This window comes from Flavobacterium cheonhonense, assembly GCF_035671315.1.
In the GTDB taxonomy this organism is placed as follows: Bacteria; Bacteroidota; Bacteroidia; order Flavobacteriales; family Flavobacteriaceae; genus Flavobacterium; species Flavobacterium cheonhonense.
Genome location: NZ_JAXAVY010000005.1, coordinates 99757 through 116625, shown reverse-complemented (window position 1 = coordinate 116625; position 16869 = coordinate 99757). Strand labels below are relative to the sequence as shown.

General features: G+C 36.8%; 19 protein-coding genes. 8 read left to right on the top strand and 11 right to left on the bottom strand.

Annotated features, from left to right (window positions below):
- Positions 1-4 precede the first annotated feature (4 nt).
- The 3 genes from SK086_RS11425 to SK086_RS11415 all read left to right on the top strand — a co-directional run bounded on the left by SK086_RS11425 (position 5) and on the right by SK086_RS11415 (position 2904).
- Entirely contained in the window at positions 5-730 is a 726-nt protein-coding gene (locus tag SK086_RS11425) for a LytR/AlgR family response regulator transcription factor (RefSeq protein WP_324691768.1), read from the top strand.
- Positions 731-1031: 301 nt separating this feature from the next.
- Positions 1032-1862 carry a hypothetical protein gene (locus tag SK086_RS11420; RefSeq protein WP_324691767.1) on the top strand — a complete coding sequence of 277 codons (831 nt, stop codon included), beginning with the start codon at positions 1032-1034 and terminating at the stop codon, positions 1860-1862.
- A gap of 682 nt (positions 1863-2544) precedes the next feature.
- Positions 2545-2904 (top strand): hypothetical protein, encoded by a 360-nt coding sequence (locus SK086_RS11415; RefSeq protein WP_324691765.1) that lies wholly within the window; start codon positions 2545-2547, stop codon positions 2902-2904.
- Between the two features lie 194 nt (positions 2905-3098).
- Here SK086_RS11415 and SK086_RS11410 read toward each other — a convergent pair whose 3' ends face one another.
- The 9 genes from SK086_RS11410 to SK086_RS11370 form a co-directional block, all read right to left on the bottom strand.
- On the bottom strand, positions 3099-3329 hold the full coding sequence (locus SK086_RS11410; protein WP_324691763.1) for a YdcH family protein: 231 nt from the start codon (positions 3327-3329) through the stop codon (positions 3099-3101).
- A 39-nt stretch (positions 3330-3368) separates the two neighbouring features.
- The gene (locus SK086_RS11405) at positions 3369-4070 is read right to left on the bottom strand and encodes a sulfite exporter TauE/SafE family protein (protein ID WP_324691761.1); all 702 of its coding nucleotides are present in this window, start codon (positions 4068-4070) and stop codon (positions 3369-3371) included.
- 63 nt (positions 4071-4133) lie between these two features.
- Positions 4134-4580, bottom strand: coding sequence for a FixH family protein (locus SK086_RS11400; RefSeq protein ID WP_324691759.1), 447 nt, complete (start codon positions 4578-4580; stop codon positions 4134-4136).
- Between the two features lie 11 nt (positions 4581-4591).
- Entirely contained in the window at positions 4592-6016 is a 1425-nt protein-coding gene (gene ccoG / locus SK086_RS11395) for a cytochrome c oxidase accessory protein CcoG (RefSeq protein WP_324691758.1), read from the bottom strand.
- 78 nt (positions 6017-6094) lie between these two features.
- A complete protein-coding gene (locus SK086_RS11390; RefSeq protein WP_324691756.1) occupies positions 6095-7018 on the bottom strand; it encodes a cbb3-type cytochrome c oxidase N-terminal domain-containing protein in 924 nt (307 codons plus the stop codon).
- 25 nt (positions 7019-7043) lie between these two features.
- Positions 7044-7211, bottom strand: coding sequence for a CcoQ/FixQ family Cbb3-type cytochrome c oxidase assembly chaperone (locus tag SK086_RS11385; RefSeq protein ID WP_290877955.1), 168 nt, complete (start codon positions 7209-7211; stop codon positions 7044-7046).
- An 8-nt stretch (positions 7212-7219) separates the two neighbouring features.
- Complete coding sequence (gene ccoN / locus SK086_RS11380; protein WP_324691753.1) at positions 7220-9397, bottom strand: cytochrome-c oxidase, cbb3-type subunit I; 2178 nt, start codon at positions 9395-9397, stop codon at positions 7220-7222.
- Positions 9398-9399: 2 nt separating this feature from the next.
- Positions 9400-9594: a cbb3-type cytochrome oxidase assembly protein CcoS gene (gene ccoS / locus SK086_RS11375; RefSeq protein WP_121313422.1), complete on the bottom strand. Its 195-nt coding sequence runs from the start codon at positions 9592-9594 to the stop codon at positions 9400-9402.
- 73 nt (positions 9595-9667) lie between these two features.
- Entirely contained in the window at positions 9668-12043 is a 2376-nt protein-coding gene (locus SK086_RS11370; RefSeq protein ID WP_324691751.1) for a heavy metal translocating P-type ATPase, read from the bottom strand.
- Between the two features lie 111 nt (positions 12044-12154).
- Between SK086_RS11370 and SK086_RS11365 the strand changes: the two genes are divergently transcribed.
- Positions 12155-12835 carry a Crp/Fnr family transcriptional regulator gene (locus tag SK086_RS11365; protein ID WP_324691749.1) on the top strand — a complete coding sequence of 227 codons (681 nt, stop codon included), beginning with the start codon at positions 12155-12157 and terminating at the stop codon, positions 12833-12835.
- A 203-nt stretch (positions 12836-13038) separates the two neighbouring features.
- Here the strand turns inward: SK086_RS11365 and SK086_RS11360 are convergent, their stop codons facing one another.
- Both SK086_RS11360 and SK086_RS11355 read right to left on the bottom strand, forming a co-directional pair.
- On the bottom strand, positions 13039-13452 hold the full coding sequence (locus SK086_RS11360) for a DUF6691 family protein (protein ID WP_290873468.1): 414 nt from the start codon (positions 13450-13452) through the stop codon (positions 13039-13041).
- Between the two features lie 3 nt (positions 13453-13455).
- A complete protein-coding gene (locus tag SK086_RS11355) occupies positions 13456-14013 on the bottom strand; it encodes a YeeE/YedE family protein (protein WP_324691747.1) in 558 nt (185 codons plus the stop codon).
- Between the two features lie 95 nt (positions 14014-14108).
- Here SK086_RS11355 and SK086_RS11350 point away from each other — a divergent pair, with 95 nt between their 5' ends.
- The 4 genes from SK086_RS11350 to SK086_RS11335 all read left to right on the top strand — a co-directional run bounded on the left by SK086_RS11350 (position 14109) and on the right by SK086_RS11335 (position 16849).
- Positions 14109-14600: a DUF4199 domain-containing protein gene (locus tag SK086_RS11350; RefSeq protein WP_324691745.1), complete on the top strand. Its 492-nt coding sequence runs from the start codon at positions 14109-14111 to the stop codon at positions 14598-14600.
- 40 nt (positions 14601-14640) lie between these two features.
- Entirely contained in the window at positions 14641-15099 is a 459-nt protein-coding gene (locus SK086_RS11345; protein ID WP_324691743.1) for a 2-dehydro-3-deoxyphosphooctonate aldolase, read from the top strand.
- 68 nt (positions 15100-15167) lie between these two features.
- The gene (gene kdsA / locus SK086_RS11340) at positions 15168-15986 is read left to right on the top strand and encodes a 3-deoxy-8-phosphooctulonate synthase (RefSeq protein ID WP_290873456.1); all 819 of its coding nucleotides are present in this window, start codon (positions 15168-15170) and stop codon (positions 15984-15986) included.
- Positions 15987-16003: 17 nt separating this feature from the next.
- Positions 16004-16849, top strand: a complete 846-nt coding sequence (locus SK086_RS11335) for a hypothetical protein (RefSeq protein WP_407652326.1) — start codon at positions 16004-16006, stop codon at positions 16847-16849.
- Positions 16850-16869 lie beyond the last annotated feature (20 nt).

The window sequence follows — 16869 nt, the reverse complement described above, 5'->3', positions numbered from 1 at the left end:
AAAGATGAAAAAGTGTATAATCATTGACGACGAATTAATGTCGAGAACAGTAATGACTGAGCTCATCAGTACTAAACCGGAACTTCATTTAGTAGGCGATTTTCCCGATGCAATCGAAGCCTTGAAATACTTAAATCACAATGAAGTTGATTTGATATTTTTGGACATTCATTTGCCTAATTTTAATGGGTTTGATTTTATCAACACTATCAATCAAACCATTAATGTGATTTTGGTAACCTCCGATAAAAATTTCGCCATAGAAGCTTTTGAATACAATTGTATAGTAGATTATTTGGTAAAGCCCATAACGCCGGAACGTTTTGACAAAGCCATGGCGCGTTTGAAAGAATTTGAAGGCAATCAAAAGAAAAAGAAAACCAGTCAAACAAAAGAAGACGATATTGAAAGCTCCAATGCTTCCGAGTTTTACATTAACAACAGTAAGCGTTTGATTAAAATTGATGTTAATACGATACTGTATTTCAGAGCCAACGGTGACTATGTTTTTATTAAAACCGAAAGCAATAGTTACACCATTCATAACACACTAAGGAAAATTGAAAATAAACTTCCTAAAGATTCCTTTTTTAAAGTCCATCGTTCCTACATCATCAATACTAAAAAAATTGTTGATATAGAAGACAACAGTGTGTTAATAGGTAAAGATGTTATTCCGATAAGCCGCAGAAACAAATCGGAATTGATGAAGCGCGTTCATTTGTTGTAACACCAATCTAACAGTTTATAGAGTAAGCCATTCGGTCAATCATCCGGATGGGTTATTTGTTTATATATCCATTGCACTTGTAAAAAACCACTTTTAGACAAACGGTTTTGAAATTGTTAAAAAAATGCATTTTATCGATTTTTTATGCATTATACAGACTTTTTTACCGTTCATCTAAGGTAAAAAACCACTCGTCTAAAGACCGAGTGTTGTTATCTAATTTTTGAAAATTTAGTTTATAATCTTACAATCTTTGTATCAGAATAATGTCCAAATCTATCATAAACAAAACCCCTGAATTATGAAAACTATTACCCTAATCAACAAAAAGTTAACCAACTTACAATGGTTGTTATTAGTAGTATTGTGTTTGGCAATTACTAATACTGAAGCTAAAACCAAAGCATCAAATCAACAGAAAATAACCGTAGTAGAAAGACACCGCGTTTGGATTAACGTTACAGACAATGCAAACGGAGCTTTTTCACAAACCTTATTTGGCTACAGAACCGGCGCTACAGACGGCTTTGATCAAGGATTAGACGGCGCTTACTTTAATGACGGCGTTGTTGCACTAACTTCATTAATAGGAAACGATCGTTATGCAATTCAGTTCCGAGGATTAAATTACAGTCCGAATGATGTGATTGCTTTAAGTTTCAAATGTGATTATGAGGGAAGCTTCACTTTTGCCTTTGATCATGCCGACGGATTCTTTTTAAACAGCAATCAACCTATCTATATCTTAGATACTGAAACCAATGTGTACACTAACATCAAAACGTCTAATTACACCTTTAACTGTCAAGTAGGCATGTTCAATGATCGTTTTAAATTGGTTTTCTATAATCCTGGTCAAACTTCAAGCTTAGGCAATACAGACCACCAATTTACTACCAATAATATCTCGGTTTATCAAGACCAAGGAGATATGTTAGTGCAATCTAACTATGCACAATTAAAAACGGTAGCTGTATATAATTTGAACGGACAAATGATATACCAAAACAACAATGTAAACGATGTTAGATTAAATATCTCCGGTTTAAATACCAACTACCAAGCCATATTGATCAAAGCGGTTACTGCAGATGGTATTCCGGTGACGAAAAAGTTTTTGGCAAGCCGATAAACGAATTGTTCAAAACCACCTAATGGTAAATAAACCCAGTCAGCGATACATTAAATACGTTGAGCGGGTTTTTTCTTTAACTCAACGAATTACAAAATCAGTAATTCAAACAATAACTACCTTTACTGTAATCACCCCAATTACCCTACCCTAAATTACAATGAATACTAATTACTATAACCCGTTAGGATTAATTTCAGACGGGTACTTATATATCAATAATAACAATGCAATAACCCGATTGGAATGCAAACAAGTCAGAAATGTTTATTTCAAAAAAGAGAAAGTAATATCAAACAATATAAGGCTTTTAATCTTAAGTCTGTTACTTTTTACCGCTTTGATAATCTTAGAAAAATCAATTTCTTCTGAGTATAGAATCGGAGGTTATTTTATTGCCTCAGTAATGGCTACATCGGCTTTATTAATTAGATATTACAATTATAAAATTATAATAACCACCAAAAATCAAGATATAATTAAAACGAATATAGATTCGGAATACAAAAATGAAGCTCGCGAACTGATCAGTCATATAAAAAGGAATATCAAACCCAACAAAACTATATTGAAAGCAATATGAGAAGATAAAGGATTAGATGATACAATTATTACAAGAAAACCTAATAATTTTTATAAACATTATGTTAATCCCGAACGAGTATTAAATAAATAAAGTCCTATGAAGGAAAAAATTTTGGTTTATGACGGCTCTGTAGGATATGCGAGATACTTTGAAAAAATTTATAAGAAAAAACATGAAGTCAACTCAGCTTTTAATCTTACTGATTTAAAAAATATAGATATCTTCCATTATGACACTATTATATTTATCATTAATGAAATTGAGGAATTAAAGTTGTTTTCAAAAATACACTCGTCATACAAAGGAATACGATTATTTTTGGGAGTAACACAAAACAAAATAGCAGCAAATGTTTATGAGATGAATCTGCAAAATATTTACAACATAAACTTTGAACTAAACAAAACAGAAATGATAGCATATATCAATAGTAAACTTACACAAGAAGTAGCATAACCATATATACCTCATACTATTTTCCAATATTGGGCAATGGAAGATAGTGTTCATGTTTTTTGGTAGAAAACCGCCTTTAACCGGGCGGTTTCTTTTTTTTCTACTTCTAAACGATATAAAAATCTTAAAGGCTACTTGATGCTATAAAAAAACCACGCTTGTCGGCGTGGTTTTTCAATCAATTAACTCAATTACTATTTATTCAAAAGGGCGTATAATTCGTCTTTAAGGGACAATAATTTGGTTTTCAATTCGTGTAAAAAATTATCATTGGCTACTTCAGAACCCATGTTAATTCTGTGAATCTGATGCTCAGTTTCGTGATACTCATCAAACAACTTTCTGAAATGAGCATCTGACACTTTCAGTTCGTGTATTTTTTCCTGGTATTGAGGAAACTCGTGTAATAAATCGTGTTTTTCCATGTGTTTAGTTTATAATTGGTTTGAAAAGGGTTATTTAATTTAATGACAATTAGCGTTGGCTTGTACAAACAGATTCAAATTGCTGGGAGAAATGTAAGCAATATCCAATCCCATCCCGCGCAATACAAACAACACGCCTATCACAACGGTAACAATCGGAACCACTCTTTGTAGTTGGCTTCTGAACGGCATAGATAATAATGAACTCACGTAAACTACGGCGCTCATCATCGGAATTGTGCCTAATCCGTATAAAATCATATAGGCAATGCCCAATGTAACATTTTGCATAGCAATGGCACCGAATAAGGCCGCGTAAACCAATCCGCAAGGCAGCAAACCGTTAAAAAGACCGATTGTGAAAAACGCATCCGGTGTTTTGCGTTTGAACTGTGCGCCTAAACTGCTTTTAATTCGGCTAATCAAACGGTAAACGGGTTTAGAAAAGTTATAATTAGCCAATATTTTTTCCGGAACTACTGCAAGAACTATCATCCCAACGCCAACCGCAATAGACAATTGTTGTTGAATACCGGCCATATAAAATCCTCTACCCAACAAGCCGAAAGCCAATCCTAAAATACCATAAGAAGTTAATCTCCCCAAATGATAAATCAGCACTTGAAGGGCTTTTTTAGACGGGTTTTTATGATCTACCGGCAACATCATAGCAATCGGTCCGCACATACCTATGCAGTGCAAACTGGAGATTAAACCGAATATGATAGCCGTGTATAGCATTTTAATATTAGATATTTGATATTTGATATTTGATATTTGATATTTGATATTTGATATTAGATATTAGAAATAAATTTCTTCTTTGTTCAAATACGTTTTACCTTCGTATTCCCAGGAAACAGTAATACCCCATAGACCGCCAACCAGATTGTTTTTAGGTATGAGCAAATCGGAACCGGACAATGAGATGAGGGTCTCAAAATCCAGTTTTTGGTTGGACGGTCTGTATAGGGATACTTTTCCTTTTATAAGTTTTGGGTCTAAAGAATCCGGGAAGCTAACAACCAAACCTTCATCTGTTTTGGTGATAGCCACTTTTACGTTTAAGCTATTGGCATTTTGAATACTTTCAATATTACCTTGAACCAGTTTCTCTTTTTTATAATATTCTTGAGTAACCAATTCGTTGTCGTATTTATGATCGGATTGTACTTTGATTACAAAGTACAGTATAAAGCTCATGAACAACACAAAAGCTATAACAATTCCTTTTCCCCAATTGATTTTCATTTTACTTTATTTTAGTTAAAATTTCGTGGTCCTAAGAAGTTGGTGGTGGCGGTTTCGATGACTTTACCGTTATTATAAACCTCAATTTTTAAGACAACTTTTTCCTCTTTCAAATCGCTTTCCTTGATTTTTACAAAGAAAGTTCCTTTGGTAGCACCTTGTTTTGGCACTTTAGCAAACGGACTGCCGACCAATTTAATTTCGCCTTTAGGCTCCACAAGCTTAAAAGTTACATTGTCAAATTCGCGTTCCGTTTTATTAATGATATCGTAATTATAAATGTTACTGATTACATTATTGCCTTCACGCTGAAACAATTGTCCCGGCATGTGCAATATGGTCGCTTCTACATCATTTCTTAAGAATAACATTCCGATAAAAACCCCAATTAAAATAGACAAAACCGCTATGTAACCTTTCATTCTGGTGGTTAATTTGAAAGGCTCTTTCTTCACAATCTCATCTTCACTGGCATAGCGAATCAAACCTTTAGGCAAGCCTACTTTTTCCATGATGGAGTCACACTCATCAATACAAGCGGTACAGTTAATACACTCTAACTGAGTTCCGTTTCGAATATCAATTCCTGTAGGACAAACGTGTACACAAACTTTACAATCAATACAATCACCTTTGCCTGTAGCTTTTCTGTCTTCGTTTTTGTTGAATTTTCCTCTACCGGTTTCTCCTTCACCACGAACGTGATCGTAAGCAACATTGATGGTTTTATTGTCTAACAACACCCCTTGCATTCTACCGTAAGGACAAGCAATAATACAAACCTGTTCTCTAAACCACGCATAGATAAAATAGAAAACCGCAGTAAAAATCAACAAGGCAATTAGCGTGCTTGCATTTTTAGCCGGACCTTCTTGAATAAATCTGATCAACTCATCACTTCCAATTAAGTACGCCAAAAAAACATTCGCAATGATGAAAGAGATGATAAAAAAGACAATCCATTTGGTGACTCTTTTTCTGATTTTCTCACCATCCCAAGCCTGATTTCTCAAACGGATTTGTTGCGCTCTGTCGCCGTCAATCCAGAATTCAATTCGGCGAAACACCATTTCCATAAAGATGGTTTGCGGACAGAACCAACCACAAAAAATACGCCCGAAAGCCACCGTAAACAAAGCCAATCCCACTACTCCGATAATCATTGAGATTACAAACAAGTGGAAATCTTGCGGCCAAAACGGAAAACTGAAAATATTAAAACGTCTTTCTAAGACATTAAACATTAAAAATTGGTTGCCGTTTATTTTTATGAAAGGAGCAGAAAATAAGAAAGCTAATAGAACATAACTCAATATTTTACGCTTATCATAAAAAGGTCCCGAAGGTTTTTTCGGGTGAATGAACACTCTTTTCCCCTTGGCATCAATAGTTGCGATACTGTCTCTAAAACTATCATCTGGAAGATTTGTTGCCATTTTGCAGTTGCATTAAATTGCTAATTCGTATGATTTAGAAAGGTTTTGAGTCATAACCCAAAACCTTTCTTTTGATTCTTATTTTGCCGCTACAGCGGTAGTATCAGTAGCTGCCGGTGCAGCTTCTTCTACCCATTTTTCTCCTTCAGGAGCTTTACCTCCTGCCGGTTTGGTTCCTTGTAAGCTCAACACATAACTGGCTACTTTTTGTACTTCGGTAGTTCCGAGTGTTTTTGCCCAACCTACCATGGTTGGATTATTTTTACTTCCTTCGGCTATCAACTTGAATACATTTTTGATACCGCCACCGTTAATCCAATATTCATCGGTTAAGTTAGGCCCTACTATACCACCTCCATCAGGTTTGTGACAAGCAGCACAAGCATTGGTGAAAATTTCTTTCCCTTTGGCTAAACTTTCCGCATCGGTTAACAAAGTTACTTTATCGAAGGTAATTTCTTCTTTAGGCGAATTGGCTTTGTTTTTTTCAATTTCCAACTGAGCTGCAGCTACTTCCTGATCAAACTCTTGTCCTTGATTGTAATCGCCTACTATGTGGAATCGCACCAAATAAATGACACCGAAAATAATCGTTGCATAGAACAAATTCACCCACCAAGGCGGTAAAACGTTGTCCAACTCTTTGATACCGTCATAATCATGTTCTAACATCACATCGGCTTCTTGCTCGATAGATTTAGAACGTGTCATAGATTTCATCAGGTTTTGTACCCATTTGCTTTCGGTGAAAGAAACAGATTGCACTTCTTCCAATTGTTTTCTTTGCTCTTCAGTCAGCATGTGGTAAGTTACCTTATCCACAGCACTAATTACTACTTCAATGGCTACCAACAAAAACAGGAAAACCACTAAGAACAAGGCAACCATGGGATGCTTAATAAAAGCCGGACGATCGCCTGAGTCAATAAAATATTCCAAAGCCGCCATAACGATGGCAAAAATCAGAGGAACTCTTACGTATGATGGAAATAATTTTTTCATTTTTTTACTATTTAAAGGTCATTATTTAGTCTTCTAAAGGAAGATCACTCACTTTTTTGATGGTTTCCTTACTGTAAGTCATTGCCCAAACGGTGAACAAAACGAAAGCGGTAAAGAAAATAGTCAGTGAGATTATCGGGTAGATTTCTACTCCGGCAATCGTTTCCAAATTGTGTTTGACAAACTTTAACATGACTGTTATTATTTAGATTTAACTTGGGTATCGGTTCCTAATCGTTGCAAATAAGCAATCAAGGCTACAATTTCTCTGTCTTTTAACGGAGCAGCTGTATCATTTCCAAAAGCTTTTTTGATATCAGGATTCGTTAACAATTTGGCTTCAATTTTAGAAGACTGAGCATCAATTGACTTCATAGCGTCGGCAATTTCCTGATCGGTATATGGTACTCCTAATGTTACCATTGTTCTCATCTTATCTTGGATAGTAGAGTTATCAATAGTGTTTTTAATCAACCATTGGTATCTCGGCATTACAGATCCCGGAGAAATACTTTGCGGATCGTACATGTGGTTAAAGTGCCAAATGTCATCTCTACCTCCGTTGAACGGTCTTCCCGGAACGCCTTCGCGTGCTAAATCCGGACCGGTACGTTTAGAACCCCAAAGGAATGGGTGATCGTAAACAAATTCACCTGATTTAGAATATTCGCCGTAACGCTCAACCTCTGAACGGAAAGGTCTTACCAATTGAGAGTGACAACTCACACAACCTTCACGGATGTATAAATCTCTACCTTGTAATTCCAATGGTGTATATGGTTTCACCGCAGCTATGGTTGGAATATTAGATTTCACCAAAATGGTTGGTAAAATTTGAACAGCACCACCAATTAAAATGGCTACGGTAGTGTACAACATAAATTGCACCGGTTTTCTTTCCAACCAAGAGTGCCATTTTTCACCTTTTAAACGATTCGGACTAATCACTGCTAAAGCAGGAGCTTCTGCAGCATCGTCTTCAATAGCAGCCCCTTGTTTGATGGTTTTAACAATGTTGTAAACCAATACCAAAACCCCAACCAAATATAAAGTACCGCCAATAGCACGCATCCAGTACATTGGGATGATTTGGGTTACTGTTTCTAAGAAGTTACCGTATTGTAACGTACCGTCCGGTTTGAATTGTTTCCACATAGAAGCCTGAGTAAATCCGGCCACATACATTGGAAGAGCGTATAAAATGATCCCTAAAGTACCAATCCAGAAGTGGAAATTGGCTAATTTTTCAGAATATAGTTTAGATTTAGTCATTCTTGGGATCAACCAATAAATCATACCGAAAGACAAGAATCCGTTCCAAGCCAAGGCACCAACGTGTACGTGAGCAATAATCCAGTCGGTAAAGTGCGCAATAGCGTTTACGTTTTTCAAAGACAACATTGGTCCTTCAAAAGTCGCCATACCATAACCGGTAATCGCTACTACATAGAATTTCAATACAGCATCGGTACGTACTTTATCCCAAACCCCGCGTAGGGTTAACAAACCATTAATCATACCACCCCAAGACGGTGCAATCAACATCACAGAGAAAACAACCCCTAAGTTTTGAGCCCAGTCCGGCAAAGCAGAATACAATAAGTGGTGAGGTCCGGCCCAGATGTAAATAAAAATTAAAGACCAGAAGTGGATAATAGATAGTCTATAAGAGTATACAGGTCTGTTAGCAGCTTTAGGCACAAAGTAATACATCATTCCTAAGAACGGAGTGGTCAAGAAGAATGCCACCGCATTGTGACCGTACCACCATTGCACCAAAGCATCTTGTACACCGGCGTAAACAGAATATGATTTCATACCGGAAAAAGAAACCGGCAATTCTAAACTGTTGAAAATATGAAGTACCGCTACCGTTACAAAAGTGGCAATATAGAACCAGATAGCAACATAAATATGACGCTCTCTTCTTTTGATAATAGTTCCAATCATATTGATCCCAAATACCACCCAAATTAAAGCGATGGCAATATCTATTGGCCACTCTAACTCGGCATATTCTTTAGAAGTAGTGTAACCTAAAGGCAGTGTAACTGCTGCAGCTACAATAATTAATTGCCATCCCCAAAAGTGCAGTTTACTTAAAAAATCACTGAACATTCTGGCTTTGAGCAAGCGTTGCATAGAGTAATACACTCCGGCAAACATGGCATTACCCACAAACGCGAAAATTACCGCATTAGTGTGTAGCGGTCTGAGTCGTCCAAAACTTAAGAAGGAAATTCCACTGGTCACATTGGGAAATAAAAACATAAATGCTAATATTAACCCAACTAACATACCTACTACACCAAAAACGATACTGGCGTAAATGAAGTTCCTTACAATTTTGTTGTCATACTGAAATTGTTGCATTTCCATAATTATAATTGTTTTTCTTCGGTTATATTAATTTGATTTTTGTTAGTTTCCTTTACTAGCTCGTCGTCAAATAGCATTCTGACGGATGGCGTATAATCGTCGTCATATTGTCCGCCTCTTACCGCTTTAATAAAAGCGTAGAGAAAGAAAACAGCTACTACAATACTTATCGAGATTAACATATAAATGACACTCATACCTCTAATTTGTGTTAGACAAAGTTACCTTTAGCCTATGGGTTAAAATATGACATTTGTCATACTTCGATTATTATTTCTTTGCAGCGAAAAGATTGCTCATTACCGTTACAAAACTTACAATAGTTATAGTGCTCAATGGCATGATAATAGCCGCCACTATAGGCAATAAATTTCCGGTTACCGCATAACTCAAACCAACTACATTATACAATAATGACAAGCCGAAACTCATATAAATGGTCAGCATCGCATTTTTAGAATACTTTAAAAAGAACGCTATCTTGTGGAACTGACTCGCATCTAAAATCCCGTCGCAGGCCGGTGAAAACACATTTACATTTTCTGAGATTGAAATCCCAACATTACTTTGTGCCAAAGCTCCGGCATCATTTAACCCATCGCCTATCATCATTACGTTTTTACCTTGTTGTTGTAAGGCATCGATATAAGCCAACTTTTGTTCCGGTTTTTGATTGAAAACCAACTGCGTTCCGGTCGGCAACATCTTTTCTAAAATCCGACGCTCTCCGTCATTATCACCCGACAATACTACCAATTGGTACTTTTTAGCCAATGCCTCAAACAATTGCTCCAAGCCTTGTCGGTATTGGTTATTGAAGACGTAGCTTCCTTTATAAACACCACTAATTTCAACATGCACTTTTGTTTTTTTATGGGTATTCTCGCTCATGTGTTGCAAGAATTGAGAAGAACCTAATTTTACCGTTCCGGCCTCTAATTCGGCAAAAACACCTTTTCCAATCACTTCTTCAAAATGTTTGACTTCCTGCTTTTCTTGAGGTGGAATAAAATCGTATAATCGGCGACTCAAGGGATGATTTGAACCTCTGAGGGCATTTTTTAAGAGTCGCAATTCGAACTCATTTAAAGCTTCACCCTCATAAGTGATGGCTGTTTTTTTATTGGTGGTAATCGTTCCGGTTTTATCAAAAACGATGGTATCTACTTTGGCCAATTGTTCAATAACGATGGCATTTTTGAGGTATAATTTTCGGTTCCCCATAATGCGCAACACATTGCCTAAAGTAAATGGCGCTGTTAAAGCCAACGCACACGGACAAGCCACAATTAGGATAGCGGTAAATACATTAAAAGCGGTGGAAACATCAATAAATATCCAATAAATAAAAGCCACCACAGACAGTAATAATAAAGCCGGTGTAAAATAATGACTGATTTTATCGGTGATGGATTTGTGTTTTTGAGCCACTCTTTTTTGGAAGACATCATTGCTCCATAATTGGGTCAGATAACTTTGAGAAACGGAGAATAAGACTTCCATTTCGATGACTTTCCCCAATTGCTTTCCGCCGGCAAAAATTTTATCGCCCGATTTTTTTTCAATCGGCACCGCTTCACCGGTTACAAAACTGTAGTCTACAGAAGCTTTTTCGGATATCAAAATCCCGTCAACCGGAATCAACTCTTGGTTTCTAATCAGCAATCTGTCTCCTTTTTTAATATCGTAAACCTGCACAGCTTCTTCCGAACCATCGGGCAATACTTTGGTAATAGCAATAGGAAAATAAGACTTATAATCGCGTTCAAAAGATAAGAAATCGTAGGTTTTTTGTTGGAATAATTTCCCTAATAACATAAAGAAAATCAAGCCACACATACTGTCGAAAAAGCCCTGACCGTAATCGAAAGCGATATCAACTGTACTGCGGATAAACATCACTACAATTCCTAAGGCAATCGGAATCTCAATATTGAGCAATCCTTGTTTCATGCTTTTCCAAGCAGCTACATAATAACCCGAGGCCGAGTAAACAAAAGCCGGTAAAGACAAAGCAAAAATCAACCATCGAAAAAAGCCTTTGTACTGCTCTATCCAAAATTCGCCTACCTCAAAATACTCCGGAAACGACAACAACATGATATTGCCGAAACAGAAAAAAGCTACTCCAAGTTTGTAGATTAAGGTACGATCGACTTTCTTTTTGCCTTCGGTGTAATTTTCTAAACTGATGTAAGGTTCGTAACCAATGGCACAAAGCAATCCAACAATCTCTTTGAGGTTGGTTTTTTCAGGATGATAGGTAATGCGGACTTTCTTGTTGGGGAAATTAACTTGAGAGGCTATTATTCCCGGCTGAAGCCTTTGTAAATTCTCCAAAATCCAAATACACGAGCTACAGTGTATATGAGGAATGTACAATGAAACAATGGCTGTTGCACTTTCTTGGAAATCGAGGAGTTTAGTAACAATTTCTTCATTGGCTAAAAAATCATATTTGCCCTTAATATCTGGTGGTGTAGCGCCCGGCGCTGCCTGAAAATCGTAATAACAAGACAAATCATTCTGACTGAATATTTCATAAACCGTTTTACAACCGTTACAACAAAAATGTCTGTCGTCAAATAAGATCTCGTCTTTTTTTACAATCTCATTACCACAATGGAAACACTGTGATGGATTCATACTTTTTTAATTTGCTCATTTTACCTGTAACAAAGGTCACTTAAGTATGAAAATTAAAATATGATATTTGTCATACTTTAAATATATTTGTAGTAACCAATAAAGAATACCATGAGTAAATGTGAACAATGTATCGTTAGACAATTCAGTTCGCTAAAAGCCTTAAATAAGGATGAATTGCTGAGAATGGCCGATTGTAAAACCTCTTATACTATTAAAAAAGGGGAAGTTATTTTTGAAGAAGGCGAAACCACTCACGGGATTTATTGTGTGAAAGACGGTGTTTGTAAAATGACCAAACTTAGTGCTAACGGCAAAGATCAAATTGTTAAATTGGTTAAGCCGGGCGAATTGTTAGGACAGCGTTCCATGATTAGTGAAGAACCTACCAACTTAAGTGCCGTTGCCTTAGAAGATATGGAGGTTTGCTTTATCCCGAAAACAGAAATCATGCAGTTCTTCAATCAAAACAATAACTTCTCCATGAATGTAATGAAAACCATTTGCGGAGATTTGAAAGAAGCAGACGATCACATGGTTTCTATGGCACAAAAAAGCGTTAAAGAGCGGTTAGCGGAAACCTTAATATACTTGGAAGAAAACTTCGGAAAAACAGAAGATGGTTGCTTGAAATTACAACTCTCTCGTGAAGAATTAGCCGGAATGATCGGAACAGCCACGGAAAGTTGTATAAGATTACTATCTGAACTCAACAAAGCCGGACTGATAGAACTCGACGGCAAACGCATCAAAATAACAGACAGAAACAAACTACGCCGCTTGGCCGATTAAAAAAACCACCTGATTCCGAAGAAAGAGGTGGCAAAGTTGATAAGATAACAGGGTTAGTTATGGTATCAACAAGATTGTTTTTTGAGTTGTTTGTTATTTTAAATGTAATAATAACTTATATGCCAATGGTCAAATTGTCGATGTGTGACCAAAAAATCTGTTTAAACCCAATCTTGTCTTTTGCTTTATGGATGTGAATCCGATTAGTGCGGTAATTTGTCTTTGACTAAACCGTACAAAAAAGTACCGAAAACTGCTCCGAACAAGACAAGTCCAACACTCCAAAATCCGGCGCCTAACAGTATAAATATAGGTCCGGGACAAGCACCAACCATAGCCCAACCCAATCCGAAAAGGATGCCGCCTATCCAATAACGCATGTTTCCTTTTTCTTTGTCTTGGATGACAATAGGATTACCATCAATGTCTTTCAATTGTTTTCTTTTAATAATTTGAATGCCCACCAATCCTGTGAGAATTGCTACCGTAATTATCCCATACATGTGAAAAGATTGAAATTGGAACATTTCATAAATTCGATACCAAGAAACGGCTTCGGCCTTTGTTAACACTATTCCGAAAATAAAACCTACTATTATATATCTCAATAAATTCATAGCTTAGAAAATTAAGGGTAAAATAAAATGTGCCATCAACAATCCGCCAATAAAGAAACCAATAACCGCTTTTAGAGAAGGTAACTGCAAATTGCTCAAACCAGATATGGCATGACCGGAAGTACAGCCACCGGCATAGCGAGATCCGAAACCAATCAGAACGCCACCCAGCAGTAAGATAAAAATCATTTTAGGCGATTGTAAAGCTGCTGTACCAAAAACAGATTCAGGCAGTAACTTTCCGTTTGGTGCTTCAATATTTAAAGTGGCTAATTGCTCAACCGTTTTCGGATTCAAAGTTACATTCGAAGCATCACTCATAAAATGTACAGCTACAAAACCACCTAACATGGCGCCGGCTACTACAGCTAAATTCCAACGTTGTGACTTCCAATCCCAATCGAAAAAAGGGACTTTTTTACCTATGCCGGTCATGGCACAAAGCGATCTTAAATTGGAGGACATTCCGAAAACTTTACCAAAATAATTGAGTATCAGCATCACCATTCCAATCAAAAAACCGGAAATGGCCCAATGCCAAGTTTGACTGATAAATTCCATATTAGCTCATTTTTACGCAAAAATAGAAATATAAATGTCGGAAAGATGAAATTTTATCGAAATGAAGTACTTTTGAAATCAAATTCGACTTTGATATGAAAAATTTCAGCATTGAAATAAAGTGGACCTTGCGCTTTATATTGTTGGTTTTGGCTTGGGCTATTGGTGAAAAATTTATGGGACTGCACGACCAACACATTAATCAATACGCTGTTTACACGAATCTCTTCGGGATTCCGGCTTTGTTATTTTACTTCTTGGCTTTGGCAGAAAAGAAGAAGTACTTCTTTAACAATCAAATGACCTGGTCACAAGGCTTTATAAGTGGCGTTGTTTTATCTTTTTTTATAGCGATACTAATGCCGATAGCACAATTGGTGATTTACAAAAGTATCACACCTCATTTTTTTGAAACCATAATCGAATACAAAACTAAAAGTCCGTTACTAACCCGTCATATCACCACAGAAGACGCTCTAGCCTACTTCAACTTGAAAAGTTTTATGATACAGAGCGTATTCAGTGCTTTGTCGATGGGCACTATTTCGGGTGCGATTGCCGCTTTCTTTTTGCGAACCAAAAAATAATTGCACGGTTCTTGCAAACGGTTTTAAAAACATTTTTATTATGAAACGATTGTATAAAATTTCATCGCTGTTGGCCATTGTGGTTTTGTTTGCTTCTTGTATCAGTACCAAATCAACACTAAAGAATGTAGACGATAACGCTCCTATTCCTGTGCTTACCAAAAACAATACGTTTGTGCTGACGGAATACAGTAAAGATAAAAAATACGGTTACGACCCTGATTATCCGATCAATGTTTTTTTCAAAAATGCCAAAGATGAAAATCTCAATGCCGAACGATTCTTAAATGCTTTAGCCGGTCCTAACGGTGAAAAAATTACGTTTACTAAAATTGAAAGTTGTTGTCCGTTTCCCTCCAAAAGAAGCGAAATGGGAGCCGGATTTTTAGACGTCTACGAATTGCACTGGGAAGGCCAAACAAGTCCTGCAAAATTGTATTTAAACATTTACGAACGAGGGTATTTATTGGTTCCTGTAGGCCTGAGTATCAAAAAATAAGTCCGAAAATTATCTGCTCAGAGTAAGCAAATTATTCATAACTTAGCGGTTTTTAAAACCTCTATTTTATGAATATTAATACCCTTCCACAAATCAAAAATACTGATAGTGGAAATTTCTTTGTGCTAGCCGGTCCATGTGCCATTGAAGGCGAAGAAATGGCATTGCGAATTGCCGAAAAATTAGTTGCAATTACCGATAAGTTAGCCATCCCTTATGTTTTTAAAGGCTCGTTTAAAAAAGCCAATCGCTCCCGAATTGACAGTTTCTCCGGTATAGGAGATGAAAAAGCTTTAAAAATACTTAGAAAAGTTTCCGAAACATTTCACATTCCAACAGTAACCGACATCCACACCAATGAAGATGCCGACAGAGCTGCTCAATATGTAGACGTATTGCAAATCCCTGCCTTTTTGGTCAGACAAACCGATTTGGTAGTGGCTGCAGCCAAAACCGGGAAAACAGTTAACTTGAAAAAAGGACAATTCATGAGTCCGGAAAGCATGAAACATGCGGTACAAAAAGTCTTAGATTGCCACAACGAAAACGTAATGGTAACCGATAGAGGTACCATGTTTGGCTATCAAGATATGATAGTGGATTTCAGAGGTATTCCAACCATGCAACAATATGCTACTACAGTTTTAGATGTAACGCATTCCCTTCAACAACCCAATCAAACCGCCGGTGTAACCGGAGGACGACCGGACATGATAGAAACTATCGCTAAAGCCGGAATTGCTGTAGGAGTTGACGGGATTTTTATCGAAACCCATTTTGATCCTGCCAATGCAAAAAGCGATGGCGCTAACATGTTACACTTAGACTATTTTGAAAACCTAATGACACGTTTGGTGGCTATCCGAAAAACCATTAACTCTTTCTAATTTAATTACCCAAAGCCTTGAAAAATTTATTTTTAATTTCATTACTGACATTCTGTGCCTTATCGCAACCAGTATCAGCGCAAGACCAACAAGTAAATCCAAGTAAATATACCGCTCACAACAAAGGAAAAATGTACATTTTCTGGGGTGGAAACCGTGAAAGCTTCTCAAAATCTGATATTCATTTCAAAGGTGAGAATTACAATTTTACCCTAAACGATGTTTCCGCCAATGATAAACCCAAAGGATGGCACATCGATTACTTTAATCCGGCAAGAATGACCATTCCTCAAACGAATTTACGAATTGGCTATTTTATTTCCGATCACTACAACATCTCTATCGGTGTTGACCACATGAAATATGTGATGAACCAGAATCAAACTGTTACCATCAACGGAACCATCAATGAGGGAGGCCCTTTTGACGGTACTTATAACAATGACCCAATAATCCTTACCGAAAATTTCTTGACTTTCGAACACACCGATGGGTTAAATTATATCAATACCGAATTCAGTCGTGTTGACGATATTTCTAAATTATTTAAAATAAATAATACCGATATCTTTCAAATCAACGTCACAGAGGGTGTTGGCGCCGGAATCTTATACCCGAAAACAAATGCCATGCTGATGGGAAAAGAACGTCATGACGATTTTCACATTGCCGGGTATGGTGTTTCTGCCAAAGTAGGATTGAATTTTACTTTCTTCAAACACTTCTTTTTGCAGACTGAATTTAAAGGTGGTTACATTGACATGAATGACATCAGAACCACGCATAGCAGTGCAGACCGGGCTTCCCAACATTTCTTCTTTTTACAGAGAATTGTGACCATAGGAGGCATTTTTAAAGTCTGATTCCCTTCCCCGCTATTACC